The 17,248-nt window shown below is 58.7% G+C and carries 11 protein-coding genes and 7 pseudogenes; 8 read left to right on the forward strand and 10 right to left on the reverse strand.

Going from position 1 to position 17,248, the window contains the following annotated elements; genetic code table 11:
* Window positions 1–334 precede the first annotated feature (334 nt).
* The 9 genes and pseudogenes from WGT02_RS33225 to WGT02_RS33265 all read right to left on the reverse strand — a co-directional run bounded on the left by WGT02_RS33225 (window position 335) and on the right by WGT02_RS33265 (window position 8,709).
* Window positions 335–1,389 (reverse strand): annotated as a pseudogene (locus WGT02_RS33225) (LLM class flavin-dependent oxidoreductase).
* 308 nt (window positions 1,390–1,697) lie between these two features.
* Window positions 1,698–2,129, reverse strand: coding sequence for an SDR family NAD(P)-dependent oxidoreductase (locus WGT02_RS33230; protein ID WP_339151161.1), 432 nt, complete (start codon window positions 2,127–2,129; stop codon window positions 1,698–1,700).
* Window positions 2,130–2,205: 76 nt separating this feature from the next.
* Window positions 2,206–2,522, reverse strand: a pseudogene (locus WGT02_RS33235) (transposase); the annotation flags it as partial.
* 435 nt (window positions 2,523–2,957) lie between these two features.
* Entirely contained in the window at window positions 2,958–3,533 is a 576-nt protein-coding gene (locus WGT02_RS33240; protein ID WP_375679713.1) for a nuclear transport factor 2 family protein, read from the reverse strand.
* 914 nt (window positions 3,534–4,447) lie between these two features.
* Window positions 4,448–4,743 (reverse strand): annotated as a pseudogene (locus tag WGT02_RS33245) (DNA adenine methylase); the annotation flags it as partial.
* Between the two features lie 251 nt (window positions 4,744–4,994).
* Window positions 4,995–6,053 (reverse strand): annotated as a pseudogene (locus WGT02_RS33250) (IS630 family transposase).
* A 73-nt stretch (window positions 6,054–6,126) separates the two neighbouring features.
* Entirely contained in the window at window positions 6,127–7,050 is a 924-nt protein-coding gene (locus WGT02_RS33255) for an ABC transporter permease (protein ID WP_225040361.1), read from the reverse strand.
* 108 nt (window positions 7,051–7,158) lie between these two features.
* Window positions 7,159–7,821: a transcriptional regulator gene (locus WGT02_RS33260; protein ID WP_024318679.1), complete on the reverse strand. Its 663-nt coding sequence runs from the start codon at window positions 7,819–7,821 to the stop codon at window positions 7,159–7,161.
* 124 nt (window positions 7,822–7,945) lie between these two features.
* Window positions 7,946–8,709, reverse strand: a protein-coding gene (locus WGT02_RS33265; RefSeq protein ID WP_112334169.1) for an IS5 family transposase whose coding sequence is annotated in 2 segments (ribosomal slippage) — window positions 7,946–8,394 and window positions 8,394–8,709 — 765 coding nt in all. Because the reading frame shifts where the segments join, the coding sequence is not laid out codon by codon here.
* Window positions 8,710–8,829: 120 nt separating this feature from the next.
* Here WGT02_RS33265 and WGT02_RS33270 point away from each other — a divergent pair.
* The 3 genes and pseudogenes from WGT02_RS33270 to WGT02_RS33280 all read left to right on the forward strand — a co-directional run.
* On the forward strand, window positions 8,830–10,044 hold the full coding sequence (locus WGT02_RS33270) for an IS701 family transposase (protein ID WP_208244986.1): 1,215 nt from the start codon (window positions 8,830–8,832) through the stop codon (window positions 10,042–10,044).
* Between the two features lie 480 nt (window positions 10,045–10,524).
* On the forward strand, window positions 10,525–10,767 hold the full coding sequence (locus tag WGT02_RS33275) for a hypothetical protein (protein WP_208246280.1): 243 nt from the start codon (window positions 10,525–10,527) through the stop codon (window positions 10,765–10,767).
* Window positions 10,768–10,913: 146 nt separating this feature from the next.
* Window positions 10,914–11,120, forward strand: a pseudogene (locus WGT02_RS33280) (IS110 family transposase); the annotation flags it as partial.
* Window positions 11,121–11,406: 286 nt separating this feature from the next.
* Here the strand turns inward: WGT02_RS33280 and WGT02_RS33285 are convergent.
* Complete coding sequence (locus WGT02_RS33285) at window positions 11,407–12,570, reverse strand: IS110 family transposase (RefSeq protein WP_208246284.1); 1,164 nt, start codon at window positions 12,568–12,570, stop codon at window positions 11,407–11,409.
* Window positions 12,571–12,651: 81 nt separating this feature from the next.
* On the opposite strand from WGT02_RS33285, the pseudogene WGT02_RS33290 reads away from it, so the two are divergent.
* From WGT02_RS33290 to WGT02_RS33310, 5 genes and pseudogenes are all read left to right on the forward strand, one after another.
* Window positions 12,652–13,583 (forward strand): annotated as a pseudogene (locus WGT02_RS33290) (IS110 family transposase); the annotation flags it as partial.
* A gap of 346 nt (window positions 13,584–13,929) precedes the next feature.
* Window positions 13,930–14,445 (forward strand): annotated as a pseudogene (locus WGT02_RS33295) (transposase); the annotation flags it as partial.
* Between the two features lie 77 nt (window positions 14,446–14,522).
* Window positions 14,523–14,894 (forward strand): transposase, encoded by a 372-nt coding sequence (locus WGT02_RS33300; RefSeq protein ID WP_208246116.1) that lies wholly within the window; start codon window positions 14,523–14,525, stop codon window positions 14,892–14,894.
* A gap of 11 nt (window positions 14,895–14,905) precedes the next feature.
* Window positions 14,906–15,241: an IS66 family insertion sequence element accessory protein TnpB gene (tnpB, locus tag WGT02_RS33305; protein ID WP_208246417.1), complete on the forward strand. Its 336-nt coding sequence runs from the start codon at window positions 14,906–14,908 to the stop codon at window positions 15,239–15,241.
* A 48-nt stretch (window positions 15,242–15,289) separates the two neighbouring features.
* Entirely contained in the window at window positions 15,290–16,999 is a 1,710-nt protein-coding gene (locus WGT02_RS33310) for an IS66 family transposase (protein ID WP_208246114.1), read from the forward strand.
* The last annotated feature ends 249 nt before the right edge of the window (window positions 17,000–17,248 follow it).

Here is a 17,248-nt window from a genome sequence, read left to right on the forward strand (position 1 = left end):
TTTCAGGAAATTGACGGGCTAGTCCCGATTTCAGGTCGCGCAGGACCGGTCGCAGGTTCGTCGGTACCGGTTGTGATTGCTCAGGAGAGATCTCGCTGTGCGTCATCGATCATTCGAGCTGGACCAGGACCTGCCGCTAGCTGGCCGCGACGAATTGCCGACCATCCAACCCGACAACGCTGTCTTGCAAGGCGGTTGGCGATGATTAAGCATGCGCCGGACATCGGCGTCAGCTATACCGGTTGCTTACGTCTTGAGCGCCGCAACGCCCTCGTTTAGGTCGTGGCGCTTGAAATAAGCAAGCAGACGAACCGCAAGACGCAAGGGACGATAATCAAACGCCCAGATGACCAAGTGATTTATTGACTGCTGGGATGATCTTTTCTCCCCAGAGCTCTATCTGACGCAGCATCGTAATCTGGTCGAGATCTCCCAGCTGGGTCTGAATCGCAATCTGGTCCGGCTTCAGAACTTCGATTTCTTGGAGGAGGCGATCAAGTACTCGATTTATGCTGCCGATCGGCAGGTTCTTCCGCATAGTCTCAAAAGACAAATCCTGCTGCGTCGGCGTTGCCTCCAACATATAGCCATTCTGGCTCTGCTGGCGACGCTGATACAGCGCTTCGGATAGCCGGCGCTGGAAACGAGCGTTGTCGAGATACCGATTGATCTCCCCTCCGTCATCGCTCGCGTAACAGCGGCGCAGCAGCGATATCTTCGCGTCGCTAGGGCTCTTGCTCTCTGAAGCTGCCGCCATCTGGATGGTTCCCCGCAAAGCACCCAAGATATCCAATCCGTCGTGTAACGCGGTTACGAAGAGATTATGTCCCTCACGATAAGCGCGGCGCATGCTTCGCGTAGACCCAGTTGCGATCCAGATTGGCGGCGAGGGCTTTTGAGTGGTGCGGACCGAGATCGCTGTCGGGGGTATCTGTGTGAAGTGGCCGTTATGCGAGAAGATCCTTTGATTGAGACCTTTGAGCAGGATGTCCAGGTATTCCGAAAAGATGGCCGGCGCCTCATCGATGTTGACGCCGAAGCGCTCGAATTCGAACTGCTGATATCCTGAGCCAACGCCGAGCTCGAGGCGACCGTTCGCAACCACATCGGCAAAGCCAATCTCGGCGAGCAAGCGCTGCGGCTGATAAAGCGGCAGTACGCAGACAGCAGTGCCGAGGCGAATGGTGGTTGTTAGACCGGCGCAATGAGCGACCATCATCAGCGGGGATGGGACTAGGCTGTAATTGTTAAAGTGATGTTCCGCGAACAAGCGGTATTGAAGCCAGCCTGCTCCGAAAGGATAGTTTGTTCGATGGAGTCGCGGATGACGCTCTCAGACGTTTGATGGTAGCCGCGCTGAGTGGCTAGGATGAATGTTGCGAATTCCATGCTGTCTCCTTTGTTCGCTATGGGAAGTCCGAGTGATGCAAGAAGTTCTTTGCGCCCGAGGTCGATCCAGCTTTTGATGGTCGAGTAGTCGACCATCTCGCGAGAAGCCGCTGTTGCCACTGGCCTTAAACCGCCGCGCGGGCTGGGCCGATCCAAGGGACGTTCCGTGGCGGATGCGCACCGCCAAGCTGATTGAATGACATCAAACCACCATCCACGACCAGCGTCGATCCGGTGATGCACTTGGCCTGCGCACTAGCCGAATAGCCCGAGCCACCTCTGTCATCGCGTGCGCACGTCACCGGGCGTTAGGCCGACACGCGGATGCCGCGTGAAGCCCATTTGCAGTCCAGCGCTTTCGTGGTCGCGAGCAAACCAACTTTTAAAGCGGCATATGCGTCGCGGTTAGGGTTGGCAATCAGTCCCGCGACCGAAGCGACGTTTACAGTGACAGGACAAAACACCTTGCTTTCGCGGCTTCCGTGGGTTCGGTTATGGTTTGATCGGCTTTTTTCCGATCGGCTAAATCTCTTTCTTCCGCTGGACAGGTTGTCCCCGTCCTTCGGTCCTGAATCGGGCTCCATCTGTGGACGCCCCGATGAATGCAAGAATGGTTTTCGGTGGATTATGCGCGTAGTCGGTTGCTGACATCTGTCCGGCCTTTCGCGCGACCGTTCATCCGGCCCGCATGGGAGTTCGCGGATCGGTTCCAAATCAATGCGGCGTGCTCGCCGGAGCATACCCGACCCGTCTCATCGACTGTTGCGCCATACCTTCCGTTGACCTTCCTACTCTCGACGACCTCTTGCTGGGCCCTTATGCCGCCACAGCTGGAGCTTTATAGACGCCGCCCCTTTGCCATAAGTGCCCCATACGATGCGGGCCGTCTTGTTGGCGCGACCGACCGTCACAAGCATGGGTGGCTTGCGGGCAAGCATGCGCCCGAGCCACGAACCTTCTGGGTTGCCGCGCCGGCGAGCCTGCAGCACCACCGCGCTCGCACCGATGATGAGCAGGCGGCGCAATGTCCGCTCTCCCATCTTCGATGTCTCGCCGAGCTTTTGCTTGCCGCCGGTGGATCGCTGCAACGGCGTCAATCCCAACCAGGCAGCGAAGTCGCGGCCTCGCTTGAAGCCCGCCGCTTCAAAAGGCTCGAAGCGCGACTGTCCCTCGATCATCACCTGCATCTCAGTGATCCGTTCTCTCAGCGGGCGCGGCTTCTTTCATGCCATTTCCTCTTGACCCGGAGTAACCAGTCTCGGTGCACCAGCCTGGGAAGGCAACGTCGGGTTCTGCTTGAGGCAGACCCGTTGCATTCCGACCCCACACGCTCGAATAGGTCTGCATGCCTGGGGCAAAGCTCGTGCCGTCCTCTCGGCAAAAAATTGAAGGCGAAGGTGTTGCTTGATTTGAGGCGGGATGTTGTCGGGTCTCGTGGTTGCTGCGCCAGCACCGGGCTCTCGGGGGGTGAATAAGTCGCCGGCTGGGTCATGACGATCAACAGACAACCATTTACGCGCATCTTCACTGCGCAGAGCTCGGCGGGAGGAAATGATGGGTGTCGCAGATCAGTCATAATCGTTAGCCTCCGATGTTGGTGCGTTCGAGTTGATGCCCTTCAAAAGAGTATAAACCCTATCACTCGGATGAGGCGCTCCGATTGGATGCCGCGATCCGAACCTTTCGCTTTCGGGCACCTCGGTTGGGGTCTGTTGCTCGAACCAATCGTAAATCACTGTTCGTGCGACAATACGCCACTCCCCTTCCCGCTTGTGGAATAGATCGGCGTAGCGGCCGCACAGGAGCGTCTGGCATATCTCACCGCGTGTGTCCGGTCCGCGTTGCAGCGCCGTGAAATAGCTTTCGACCGCGGCTTCTGACGAGTTGGAGAATTCGATCAGTATATTCGCTATCTGATGGACATTGCGCGGCGCGGTCTTGAAGATTCCAAGTGCAAGTCGAATGAAGCCCTCGGCCGGTCCGGAATAGGCACCATGATTGTCATGCGCATCCGGCCAGTACGCGCTCCGCAGCGCCTCCTCATCCGCCCGGTCGATCCCGCGGCAATACCGATAGAGGCAGTCTCGGATCGCCTCGCGGTCGAGTAGTTCGGTCGTGCTTGCTTTGTCCAATGGCTCATTCATTTGCGGGTTCTGAGGTTGGAAGCGGCGTTTTCATGCCTTCACGTGCGCAGCCAGGGTTTCGGATCTTTTTGGCGCAGGCGAAAAACCTAAGACGCCGGGAGAACCCCAGGCCTGATGGCTAAACTCGGCGGAATGCGGGGCACGGTGCCCCCCTTTTTCGCTTCGTGCCCGACCACAAGGAGGATCGTCATTACACAGGCCATCAGCGCTGATATGAATAGTATGCCGTAAATCACCTGTCCGTCCCTTCTGCCCGAAGATGACCAGATTGGTTCACCGCCTGGAGTTTCTCAGTCTGCACGAAAGCCATGTCGACGCGCTTGCGCATCTGGCCTGACTGCCGTACCGCGTCGCCGCAATCAGTGCTTGTAGAAGCGAAATGTTTGCTAATATGCTGGCCGGGACTGTAGCAATCGTATTCGGCGACTGTTCGTTACCGATCCTGATGGTGGTTTCGATGAAAGGCTTGCAAGTCCTGACATTTCTTTTCCTCGGTCCGTGCATTCGCCGACTAGTTTACTCGCTCCAGCGATCGCTCCCGCCTAAATCCCAGTCGGGCAGCGTTCCGAGCGCCTATTGAGGAGATTCAAGTCTCATGCCAGTTCGGCTGAGAGCGCTGAAAAAGATTTGGCCTTTTCTTTTCAGCTACCTAGCCTTAGTTGAAAACAAAAGGTGGACCAAAGAGGCTGTGTTGTGGATGCGACAAAGCCGACGAAATTGTCGATGCCCTTATCGGCTGCGCTTGCGAGTGTGGTCAGTTACCTGATCCTAGAATGATAGCCGCGATAGCGCGGCGTTTTTTTGGCTTCGAAACGCGTGGCAACCTTGCGGAATTGCTTGTGGCTCGAGAAGCGGCATTCGATCAGATGGCGCTGGCATAGAGATGCTTGTGAAGCGAGCTCCTTTGCGCGCTGATTGAAACGCGCACGGCCGGTCGCATCGACGCCGAAGTTCTGCCCGCGACCTTCCCGCCGAACGCGAGCATCTGCAGATAGATGAAGCGAGCGGCGCGTTTGAGGTCGGTCAGAGTGGCGGGATCGCTGCTTTTGAGGCGCTCGAATTCTCGGCGGCTGGTGATCTGGGATTTGAGGGTATCCATGAACTGCGGATAGTGCCGCCGTAGGATCCGAAATAGTTCACCTCGTCGCCGTTGCGCTCGTTGATTTTCACCGCGCGGCACTCTGGTCCGCCTGAACACGCCCCACAGCAGCGGAGAGGACTATCATGAAGCGAGGCCCGGAGATCGTGATCACGACGAGCGCCTGAAGACATGTACCAGAGCGATCACCATCCCGGTCATCTACCCGGAACCGCCCCCTAATCACGTGCCAGCGCCACAACAGGATCGAGTTTAGAGGCGTTGCGGGCGGGGATAAAGCCGAACCCAATTCCGATCAGGCTCGAACACACCAGCGCCAGGACAATGGAAGCCGACGAGTAGATAATACCAACGAGCGCTAATCAAAACCGGTGCGCCCAGTCACGCATTCCAATCGACATGATCTTCCACGGCTGAGCGACCAGCTTGTTCCATGCGTCGCAGCAATGGGCGACGATGTCCTCGTAATCTTTGAAGATCCGGTTGGACAACCAGTTGTCACGCAGAAATTGCCACACGTTCTCGACGGGATTTAATTCGGGCGAGCGTGGCGGCAGGAAGAGCAGTGTGATGTTGTCGGGCACATCGAGCTTCGGCGTGACATGCCACCCCGCCTGATCAACGATCAGCACGGCATGAGCGCCGTCATCGACGGCCTGGCTGATTTCGATCAAATGCTGGTTCATGGCGCTGGTGTCGCAGTAGGGAAGAACGAGACCCGCACCTTTGCCCTTCTTGGGGCAGATAGCGCCGAAGATATAGGTCCACATCGTGCGTTGATCGTGTGGTGCCGAAGGCCTTGTTCCCCTGCGTGCCCATCGCCGGGTGATCTTGTTCTTTTGGCCTATCCGAGCTTCGTCGGCCCACCAGAGCTCAATCTCGACGTTCTTCGGGAGCCTGCCTTTGATGGCTGCCAGTGTGGCGGGGAACTTTTTTTAAAACTCTCCAGGTCGCCTTCGTTCTGGGCGTAATGGCGCGGGCGGGCAGACAGCTTTGCAAAGCCGAGCGCCTTCAATTCGCGGCCAATGGTCGTTTCATCGACGGATATCCGATATTCTTGGAACAGCCATTGAGCAATCCTTGCGCCGCCAGCGCACAACGCCATGCACCGCCGGTATCGGGCCACTTTCGACGATCTTTGCCAAAGCCTGGCGATGCACGTCGGAAAGCTTTCCTTGATTGCCGGGTGCTTTGCCATTGATGAGCCCCGACGGGCCACGCGCATTGAAGCGAATAACCCAGTCGCGGACAATTTGCAGGGTCACGCCTCCGATCCTGGCCGCATCGCTGCGGGAATGGCCATCATAGATTTCGGCAAGGGCAAGAAGCCGCCGAGCCTGTGCCGCATCCTTCGTGCCTTTGGCCAACGCCCGAAGAGCGAAGCCGTCGAAGTCATCGCGCAGTGGAATTCCTGATGTCATCCGCAAACCTCCGTTTGCGGTATTGATTCAGAACTCAACTGATTTGGAAACCTCAAAAAGAGTCAGAGATCGCTCACGCTGGTATAAGGGGAAACTCGGTGCTGAATTGCGCGAACAGCATCCCGAACACGGCGGCGATCAAAACGCCGAGTAAGCCACCTAGCAGGCAGACCAGAACGGCTTCGATAAGGAATTGCTGCAGGATATCGCTCCGGCGTGCGCCGATGGCCATGCGCACGCCAATTTCGTTGGTTCTTTCCGAGACAGCGACGAGCATGATATTCATAACGCCGATACCGCCGACGAACAGAGATATGCCGGCAATGCAGGCGATCAGCAGAGCAAAGGTTTCCGTCGTCGCTTGAATGGTATTCTGCCAGCTGTCGATATTGAAGATAACGAAGTCTTGCTCGCCATGACGTTTTGTTAGAAACGTCGTTACCATCTTCTCCGCTTCGGCGGCGTCCATCGTATCGTTGACACGCGCCATGATGGATTGCAGTGAGCGCGAACCTGTCATCCGCGTTTGCACGGTCGTATATGGCAGGAGCACTTCCAGATTTTTTGCTTCTCCCATTTCCTTAACGACGCCGATGATGCGCACGGGCATATCTTTCAGAAGCACGATCTTGCCAATAACCGAACCGTATTCGTGCGGGAAAAGGGTCGTCTTCGCATTCGCATCAATAACAGCATCCTGCGCCAGATCGTCGACGCTCCTCTTGTCGAAGAAACGCCCCTCCAGCAGTTTGCTGTTGCGCGTGACAAAATGCTGATAACCGACCCCGCTCACCATTACGCTGACTTCCTTGTCGCCAACCCGTACCGTCGATGTGGATGAACTCATAGGCGTAGCTGCTACCACATAGGGCAGCTTGGCGAGTTCGTTCGCATCGCCCACCGTCAGCGTGGTGATCTGTTCGGCCTTCTCCTCTGCTGCCGTCGCGGCGATACCAGCCGAGCCAGAAGTTTCCATGGAGACGCCATCGTCGACCATTCTACTCGGCATTCAGGCCGCGAGCAAAAACGCTGGCGGCAGGATAACCGCCGCCAAAATGTTCGATAAGCATGAGAATGCGGCCACCGCTTGGCCGAATGCTGCCGATCAACCGAGGTCGAGCCGCTTTCGCAGATCGGCATTTTCAGCACGGAGCTTCTCGGCCAGCAGCTTGCGCAGTCTTTGGTTTTCCTCTTCCAGCTGCAGAAGATCCGCAAACTCATCAACCGCCGCCACCGACGGTGCGGCCGCTGTCTGCACGGCCTTCGGAACACGTTTGACAGGCGCACGTTTGCCGCTTGTTGCACCTTCGTCAGACTTTGCCTTGCGTCCTCTCTTCTGCTTTCCAGCCGCGGCATTCGAAGCCGCTGCTGGTTGCGCCGAAACTGCGGCTGAGGCCGTTTCAGGCATTGCTTTCCTGGCGCGAGGTTTACGCTCCTTCTTCGGTACATCAAGCGCCGCTACGGCCGGTGTGTCAGCATCGGTCATCGTATTGTTTTCGTCGGCCATTATGGTCTCCTGTAAAGCCGATGCATTTGTCTCCTGCTCAATCGGCAGTGTCAACAACGCCGCGGCCTGTTCTTCTCCAGCGAAGGACATCTCGCTGCTGCTAACCTGAGAAGCTCCCGGCACGAATGGCATTGCCTCGTCCTGAAGATCTTGCGCAACGGACTTGAGATCCATGTCTCCCCAGATCGAGGTCGATTTCGAATTCAGTTTTCGCCGCCCAGATCTGTATTCAACGGCGAAGCTGCGCTGGACTTTTTTCACTTCGAGAGCCTTGGGTGGCGACGTCTTCAACATCGCAACATGCCCTGCAAATAGCAACCACCGCGCCGCCGGTCTAGTCCCTTGAATACTCAGCGGGCAACGCGAGCCTAACTAGGGCGTCGACTCATAAACTCTGACACCAGATCCGCGCCGCGACAAGTTTGACAGCGGCGAGATAGTTTTCCGGGCGCTTGTCGTAGCGTGTGGCGATACCTCTGAACTGTTTGATCTTGTTGAAAAACCGCTCCACGAGGTTTCGCTGCCGATAAACCCAGCGCGAGAATGAGAAGGAGCCCGTCCGATTTGCTTTGGGCGGGATGTTGGCCCAGGCTTTGCGCGCGGCCGCCTTAGCCCGGATGGCGTTACTGTCATAGCCCTTGTCGGCAAGCAGGATGTCGCCTTCGCCGAGGCTGTCAGTCAGCGCATCGGCTTCAGTGCAATCAGCAATCTGCCCGCCGGTCAGGCGGAGCGTGACGGGCCGACCTTCAGCATCGACGAGCGCGTGGATTTTGCTCGTGAGCCCGCCGCGGGAACGTCCCATGCCACCATCGTCTTGATCCCCTTTTTTCCCGTGGCCGCGTGCTGGTGAACGCGAACACAGGTCGAGTCGATCATGACGATGTCGCCATCGTAAGCTTCTGAAACCGCTTCAAGAAGCCGATCCCAGACACCAGCCTTCCGCCAGCGGACGAAGCGGTTGTAGCAGGTGGTTGGCGGCCCATACCGCTCAGGAACTTCCGCCCAAGGAGAGCCTGTTCGGAAGCGCCAAAGGATGCCATTCAACACCCGTCGGTCGTCGACACGGGGAACGCCGCGCGGCTTGTTGGGAAGAAGTGGCGAAATAATCGACCATTCCTGGTCCGTGAGTTCGTAGCGGCGGCGTGTCATCATGGCTCCTCATTCGGAAGCCTTGAATCACGAGGCACGCAAAACGCCAAGAACATTAATGGGTTTACGCCCTAACATTACAGTTGCATATCTATCTGTGGTCTGAATCTATGGGTCTCCATGATTCGGAGGTCATGGATGACAGGTGCATCAATCGAGACTACGCTTGAGCTTTGGGCATCATCGTTGCGCGACGTGAAGGCTCGCATGCGCAGACTGTTTACGCAGGAGCGAGTTGCAGCCTCTGCGAACCTTTTCCTGGACGGCTTGCTGGGTGACGAGCGGCGTAAGACAGGTTGGATGCGTGCTGAGGCGGCCGGTGATCCCGGCCCGTGGCGGCAACAAGCCATTCTGGGGCGCGGGCGCTGGGACGCGGACGCACTTCGCGACATCGTGCGAGAGTATGTCGTAGAAAACCTCGCCACGGATGATGCGGTCCTGGTCATCGACGAGACGGGCTTCCTCAAGCAGGGCAAGACATCGTGCGGTGTTGCACGTCAATATACAGGTTCGGCTGGCAAGATAACGAACTGCCAGATCGGTGTGTTCGCCGCCTATGTGTCCGTTCGCGGTCATGCCTTTATCGATCGGGCCCTGTACTTGCCCAAAAGCTGGACCGGCGATCCGGCAAGGCTGGCAGCAGCTCATGTTCCTCAGGCTACAGCCTTCGCTACCAAGCCAGGCCTGGCTGTCGAGATGATACGGCGTGCGCTGGCAGCCGATGTGCCGTTTTCATGGGTGGCCGCAGATGCGGTCTATGGCGTCGGGGACGTTGAAGGGACCCTGCGTCGAGCCTGCAAAGGCTACGTTCTTGGGGTTAAATCGGACCACCATTTCGGCTCCTGGTCGGGTAAGCCTCCGGTCGCCGGCACAGCGCAGGAGATCGCCCGTGATCTCGATCCAAGTGCATGGCAACGTCTTTCCGCCGGTGAGGGCACCAAAGGCGCGCGGCTTCATGACTGGGCCTATTGCGAACTCGCCGACCTCGATGCCGACGAATACAACGAGACGACATCTGGGCTTTGGACCCGTGGCCTCCTGATCCGGCGCAATATCAGCGACGGTGATCTCGCATTCTTCACCACATGGTGCCTGGCCGGGACGGACATCCAGACGCTCGTTTCCGTTGAAGGCCATCGCTGGGCGATCGAAGACAGCTTCGAGACCGCCAAGAACGAGCTCGGACTCGATCACAATGAAACCCGGTCATGGCATGGCTGGCATCGCCACGTCTCCCTCGTCATGCTTGCCTTCGCCATGATGGCGGTGATCCGGTACCGCGCCAATGACGCGACGCCCCAAAAAAGACCGCGGATGCCGACCATCAGGACTTGATCCGCTGGTCTATCCAGGAAGTCCGGCGCATCGCCATAAGACTCGCTCAGCGTCGCATAAGCCCCGCCTACGTCATCGCATGGTCATGCTGGAGGCGCGCCCATCAGGCGGCCGCTCGACGAGCTCACCTCAAAACTAAAATACAACTGTAATGCTAATACTCGTCCGCTTAAGGTCAGCGTCGTCAATTTCCATTCGGCCGCTTTCGCACCTCCGGCGCACAAACCGCCTGCCGGCTCGATCATCGATTGTAGAAAGGGCAATTAGCTGCGGTTGCCGCTCTTGAAGGGAATTGAACTAAGGATCCCGTTGTTACAAAAAGCCATCCGTTCAAAGTCAGGATCGAAGTATTTTCGACGCACCCATCGCTGGTTGCTGAGAAACCACCCTCGATTCGACGGCTGCTTCGCGCTTGTCCGCGTTTCTCGCTGCCTCGTCCCTGCCTACGGGCGTTTTATCCAATCCGTTCAGGAAGTTGAAATGGTCGATGATCGCGAGACAGTGGCGACTTCCGGATCGCGGATGGCCGAGGGGTTGTCGCCATTCGCCTGCTTGCCACCGAGCCCAAGGTTGGACGACGCAGATCGTTACCGCAAGCCGGTGAGGACGCGCTTAACGGCGGCGTTGCGCGTCGAGGTGGACTTCCCGAAAATCCCGAAATACGCGGATCGGGCGCTCCAAGGACGTCTGATGCGCACCAACCTGCATGCGTTCGGTGCATAACGCCTGACCTGCCACTGCGAATTTCCTCCAGGATGGATTAGACCGTATGTTCGCGGGGTGAGCGTGGCCCGCCCCCGCGGTAAGCTAAAATCGGGGGTTGCTCTGGATTGGCCGGAGCCGAGCCCCATGCTTAGCGAGGGCGAACCATGAAAGAGAATAGCGTAATTTTCATCGGCTTGGATACGTCGAAGCTGAAGATTTCAGTGGCGGTTGCCGATGGAGAGCGTAACGGCGAGGTGCGGTTTTTCGGCGACATCTCGTCGGAGCCGGCGTCGGTGGCGGCGATGGTCAACAAGCTTTCTAAGCGTGGAGCGAAGCTTCACTTTTGTTTATATGAGGAGGGTCAACACGGATCTGTCGTCAGGGTGACATTTTTTGCACTCCGTCGGTTGTTGCGGCATCCACGGTCTGAGCCCGGATTGCAAGACGCGGCTCGTTGCCAAGCCAAATCCAACTTATATACGGTCGCTGTTCGAAACAGCGGCACCAACATCCCGCTTGCGGGCGGACAGGGCTCAGGAGGACGATACCCTTCTACGAAACGGCATTTCAAGCCAAACAAAAGTTCGGTTCGTCCACCCGGATCCGCCAGGACTGATCGGGTCCTGGAAGATTGCAGAGTTCCGTTCGGCTAACCGATCAGGCGGTCTTTATGATCGCGCCCTCGATAACGACGCCGGCATTGACGTATTTCCACAGCGCGACGAGCAGCTTGCGGGCGAGTGCGACAATCGTCGCCTTCTTGAGACGGCCGCCGTTCTGCTTGACCCGGTCCTTGAACCAGAAGGTGAGCGCGGCGTGTGGTTGATGACGCAGCCACAGCCAGGCCATCGGGATCAGCGTCGTTCGCAGCCTTGGATTGCCGGATTTCGACACCCCCTGGTCGTGATCGACCGAGCCGCTCTGCCAGGGCGTCGGCGCCAGGCCGGCATAGGCGGCAACCTGTCGTCGGTTGTCGAAGTGACGCGACAGCCCCTCCGACCAGAGCACGGCGGCAAACTCCGGCCCGATGCCTTTCAAGGTGAGCAACATCGCCGGTGCTGGCGAGGCAGGCTGCTGGGCAGTGAGCATAGCGTCACGCTCGGCCTCAACAGCCTTGATCTGCTCGAGCAACAGTTCCAGCCTGTCGAGTTCGCGGCCGACCTGCGCCTTCAAATGTTCCGGCAGCGGACGGCCATCGCCGGTCTTACACTCCTCCAGTCGCTTGCGGCGATCGCGGCGCAGCGGCTCGTAGTCGGATACGCCCTGGCTGAACAGCAGGCCCTTGATACGGTTGACGTGGCGCACGCGCTCGTTGGTCAAGGCCTTGCGCTCACGCGAGAGGCGGCGACGGTCCTCTTCCTCGGGCGTCGGCACCCGGACCATGGCGCAGACGCGCGGCTCGCCCCTCTTATAGGCGAGCAGCGCGCGCACCAACGCCTCGCCGTCGATCTTATCGGTCTTGGCCCGGCGTCGCCGACGCGAGGTTGCAATCGAGGCCGGATCGACGACGTAGCTTTCGATCCCCTCGGCCTCCAGCACCCGATGGATCCAGAAGCCGTCGAGCCCAGCCTCCTGGATCACGATGATCGGAAAGCATCGCCCGGCCCGCGCCCGAGCCTTTCTCTTGAGCTCGGCAAACCGCGCCAGCATGCCGGCGACATCACCGGCTGCCACCGCATGCTTCGACATCTTCTCGCCGCCACCCGGCGACAGCGAGGTGATCAGCCATTTCGATTGGCTCAGTTCCAATGAGACGAAGATTGCGCCAAGATCAGTCCGGATAGCGGTCGGCGCTTCGGATCGGTGAGCTGCAACAGGCATGCTTGCCTCCAAGGTAGAGTGTTTGTGTTTAGCGACCTCACTTTGCCACAGCGCTGATCGCTATCCACCCCTCATAGGATCTATGAAGCCGGCCCGACCGGCTACGGTCTTTATCGCCAGATTGTCGAATTGGGGCACGACTGCGTGGTGGTGGCACCGTCGCTGGTTCCCAAGCGTGCGGGCGACCGGGTGAAGACAAACCGCCGGGATGCCGTAAGCCTGGCACGCCTGCACCGGGCGGGTGAACTGACGGCGGTCTGGGTTCCGGATGAAGGCCATGAGGCGATCCGCGACCTGGTGCGGGCTCGCGAGGCTGCCAGCGACGCGCTGAAGCAGGCGCGCCAGCAGATTCAATCTTGTTGCGTCACGGCCGCATCTATACCGGTCGCAAGCCATGGACGCGTGCTCATACACGATGGCTGGCATGCCAGGCATTCGATCACCCCGCCCACCAAATCCTGTTGGCGGAATATTGCCAGGCGATCGAGGATGCCGGCGTGCGTCTGGACAGGCTGACCAAGCTGGTCGTCGAAACCGCGGCATCCTGGTCAATGGCCCCGGTTGTGGCCGCCTACCAGGCGATGCGCGGCGTCGCGTTCATGACAGCGGTCACCTTTGTGGTCGAAATCGGCGATGTCAGGCGCTTTGATAATCCTCGTCAGTTGATGGCGTATCTAGGTCTTGTGCCGTCGGAAAGCTCGACGGGTGAAAGGGTCAAGCGTGGTGGGATCACCAAGGCGGGCAACACAAGGGCTCGAAGGGTACTCATTGAAGGGGCCTGGACATATCGCTTCCCTGCACGCGTAAGCCCGACGATCCAGGCGCGGCTGGACGACCTGCCAAGAACGGTTCGCGAGATTGCTTGGAAAGGTCAGGTGCGGCTTTGCGCGCGCTATCGAAGGCTGGTGGCGTCAGGCAAGCCGAAAGTCATCGCTGTCACCGCCATTGCCAGAGAAATGGCCGCGTTCCTGTGGGCGATTGGGCAGGAGGTTGCTCCTGCAACAAAGGTTTAAAGAGCCCTACCGTCAGACGGAAAGTTCAACCCGAGCTATCGAGAAAACTCAATCATCTGTCTGATGTGCAAAGTTGGAGGCAGGGCTTCGGTGGGGAACCCTCGCGGACTCTATGTGGCGGATAAATCCATGCCCGACCTTAGACAGAGGCAGCCCCAGACGAACACACGGAAATGCGGTATCCAACCCGCGCATAAGAGTATGCCAGCCGTCGTCTAAATGCCCTGTCTCCTGCTTTGTGCATCAGCTTCACGCATGGGCTTCGTCGTCGAAGGCGAAAGAAAAAACGCGGCTAAAGAGCTTGCAAGCGAACATAAGAGAGTCCGGCCCATTAAAGGACGGACGAATGAAGAAGCAGAGATTTACCGAAGAGCAGATTATTGCAGTGCTGAAGGAGCAGGAGGCAGGCGCGAAGGCGGCCAACCTCTGCCGCAAGCACGGGATTTCAGAAGCGACGTTTTATAACTGGAAAGCCAAATATGGCGGCATGGAAGTCTCCGAGGCGAAGCGGCTGAAGGCGCTCGAGGACGAGAACGCGAGGCTGAAGAAGCGGCTGGCCGAACAGATGCTGGATGCAGCCGCGCTCCGCGAGCTTCTTGCAAAAAAAGGCCTGCCGCCCAGCGTGAAGCCGTCACGCATCTGAAGGCCGTCATGGGTCTTTCGGAGCGGCGGGCCTGCCAGATTATATCCGCCGACCGCAAGATGATCCGTTACCGGTCATGCCGACCGCCGGAGGTCGAACTGCGGACGAAGCTGCGCGACCTCGCCAATGAGCGGCGTCGTTTCGGCTATCGGCGACTGGTTCGTCCTGCTTCGGCGGGACGGAGAGCCGTCCGGGGTCAATCGCATCTACCGTACGCATCCGAGCAGGGCCGCCTTGTAGGAATTGTCGGATTTGGCACTGACTGTCCTTATTGACGTCAAAAAGGACAGTGCGGAATGGAACGGCTTGAGATTGTCGATAGCGGCCGGCGGCGACGCTTCAGCAAAGAGATGAAGCTGCAGATTGTCGCCGAGAGCTATTCGGAACCTGGCTTGTGTGCGACGACGGCGCGGCGACATGGGATTTCCCGTTCGCAGTTATATGAATGGCGGCGGCTCGCACGAGCGTGGCAACTGGATGTTGGGTCGCCTGCCGGCGGCTTTATCCCAGCACTGCTTGTTCCAGAGATAGAGCCGGCAGCAGGGTCATTGCCGAACGCCGGCCGGATGGAGGTTGTCAGCTCGAATGGTCGCCGTGTGATCGTGGACCGCGATGTCGACGTTGAGGCGCTGCTTCAGATCATGCGCGGACTGGAGACGCTGCGGTGAATCCGTTTCCGATGGGAACAGGCGTCAAGGTCTGGCTTTCGACGGGGTATACGGACATGCGCTGTGGCTTCCCCTCTCTGGCGCTTCGGGTGCAGGAGGTTCTGAAGCATGATCCGTTGTCAGGGCATCTCTTCGTCTTCAGGGGCCGCAGATCGGATATTTTGAAGATCATCTGGCATGACGGTTTGGGTGCCTGCCTTTTTACCCGGCGGCTGGAGCGAGGCCGGTTCATCTGGCCGAATTTGGAGGGCGGTGCGGTTGCGATCTCTCCAGCACAACTGTCTTATTTGTTGTCCGGGATCGACTGGCGCAATCCGCAGGAAACATGGCGTCCGACACGGGTCTGATAGCATTATTACATTGAAAATACAGGGAGAATCTGATCGAATGGCTTCATGAATTCGAAGCCTGCCGATCTTCCCGCGGACCTTGCGAGCGCCTATCTGGCGCTGCTTTCCGAGCGTGAGATGTTACAGGCTGAACGCGATGTCGTTGTTGCCGAGCGCGACACCGTCGTCGCCGAGCGGGACATTGCGGTGGCGCAAGCCGCCAATGCGCAGGCCATGTTATCGGACAGCGAGGCACTGATTGCCCGTCTGGAACTGGCGATCGAAAAGCTGAAGCGCGAACTGCGCGGCCAGAGATCTGAGCGCACGGCGCGACTGATCGACCAGATGGAATTGCAGCTCGAAGAGCTGGTGATGGCGGCGACGGAGGATGAAATTGCGGCGCAGGCTGCGGCTGCCAGGACATCGAGCGTGCGTTCGTTTACACGCAAACGGCCGGTACGAAAGCCCTGGCCGGAGGATATCGAGCGACAACGTGTGATCATCGATCCTCCCACCGCTTGTGTCTGTTGCGGTGGATCGCGTTTGTCGAAACTGGGCGAGGACGTCACTGAGACGCTGGAGGAGATTCCGCGCCGGTTCAAAGTGATCGAGACGGTGCGGGAGAAATTTACCTGCCGTGACTGCGAGTCGATCAGCCAGCCGCCGGCGCCGTTCCATGCCACGCCGCGCGGCTTCATCGGCCCTCATCTGCTGGCCACGATCCTGTTCGACAAGTTCGGAATGCATAGCCCTCTCAACCGCCAGAGCACCCGGTTCAAAAGCGAGGGCATCGAGCTTTCGACCTCGACGCTGGCTGACCAGGTCGGGTTTGGGACAGCCGCGCTCATGCCGGTCTTTGATCTGATCGAGGCGCATGTCTTCGCGGCCGAGCGCCTTCACGGCGACGACACCACCATTCCCATTCAGGCCAAAGACAAATGCACGACCGGGCGCATATGGACTTACGTATGCGATGACCTGCCCTTCGGCGGTGCGGCGCCGCCGGCGGCAATATACTATGCGTCGAGTAACCGGCGTGGTGAGCACCCGCAGAAACACCTGGCCGGGTATGGCGGCATTCTGCAGAGCGATTGCTACAATGGCTTCGAGCCGCTCAGTGTCGCCGAGAAGAAAGCGGTGCCGATCACCTTTGCCTTTTGCCATGCGCATGCGCGGCGTAAATTCTTTGAACTGGCCGACATCCAGAAAAGTGCCCGTGATCGCAAACGCAGAGGCAAGCCGATCTCGCCGATCGCATTGGAGGCCGTCCAACGGTACGATGCGCTGTTCGAGATCGAGCGCCAGATCAATGGATTGAGCGCCGAAGAACGACTGGCCGCGCGGCAGGAAAAGAGCAAGCCGCTGTTCGATGACATGCACGAGTGGCTGAAACGGGAGCGCGCCACGCTCAGCAGATCCTCCGAGGTCATCGAGCCGATCGACTACATGCTGAAGCGATGGGATGGTTTTGCCGGTTTCCTGGAAGATGGCCGGATTTGTCTCACGAACAATGCCGCCGAGCGCGCGCTGAGAGGTATTGCCCTCGGGCGCCGCAACTGGACCTTCGCCGGTTCCCAGCGTGGGGCCGATCGTGCCGCCATCATGCTCACCTTCATCACGACCTGCCGTCTCAACGACGTCGACCCAAAGGCATGGCTCGCCGATGTGTTCGCACGCATCGCCGATCTTCCCGTCTCCCGCCTGCACGAACTGCTCCCGTGGACGTGGAAAAGGCTCCGTGAGGCCGAAAAGGCCCAGGATCAGTACATCGCCTGAGCGACAGCCTCACCATACATCAGCAAGTGCGCCTGCGCGCGAGCCAATTCCGCGGCCTTCCGCGTATGGATACCGCCAAACAAGCCTTCAAGAGTTCCACTGCAGATTCCGAGGCAATCCGCCCCCGCATTCCGAAATGATGCCGCCCCCCAATTCCGAGAATTAACCGCCCCCTTGTTCCGAGATGATGCCGCCCTCTGATTGGGGTGTTTGTCGGGGTGTTCTGCTGGTGAGACGTTCGTCCTTTCA

It is taken from the genome of Rhizobium sp. T1470, assembly GCF_042140505.1.
Taxonomy (GTDB): domain Bacteria; phylum Pseudomonadota; class Alphaproteobacteria; order Rhizobiales; family Rhizobiaceae; genus Rhizobium; species Rhizobium favelukesii.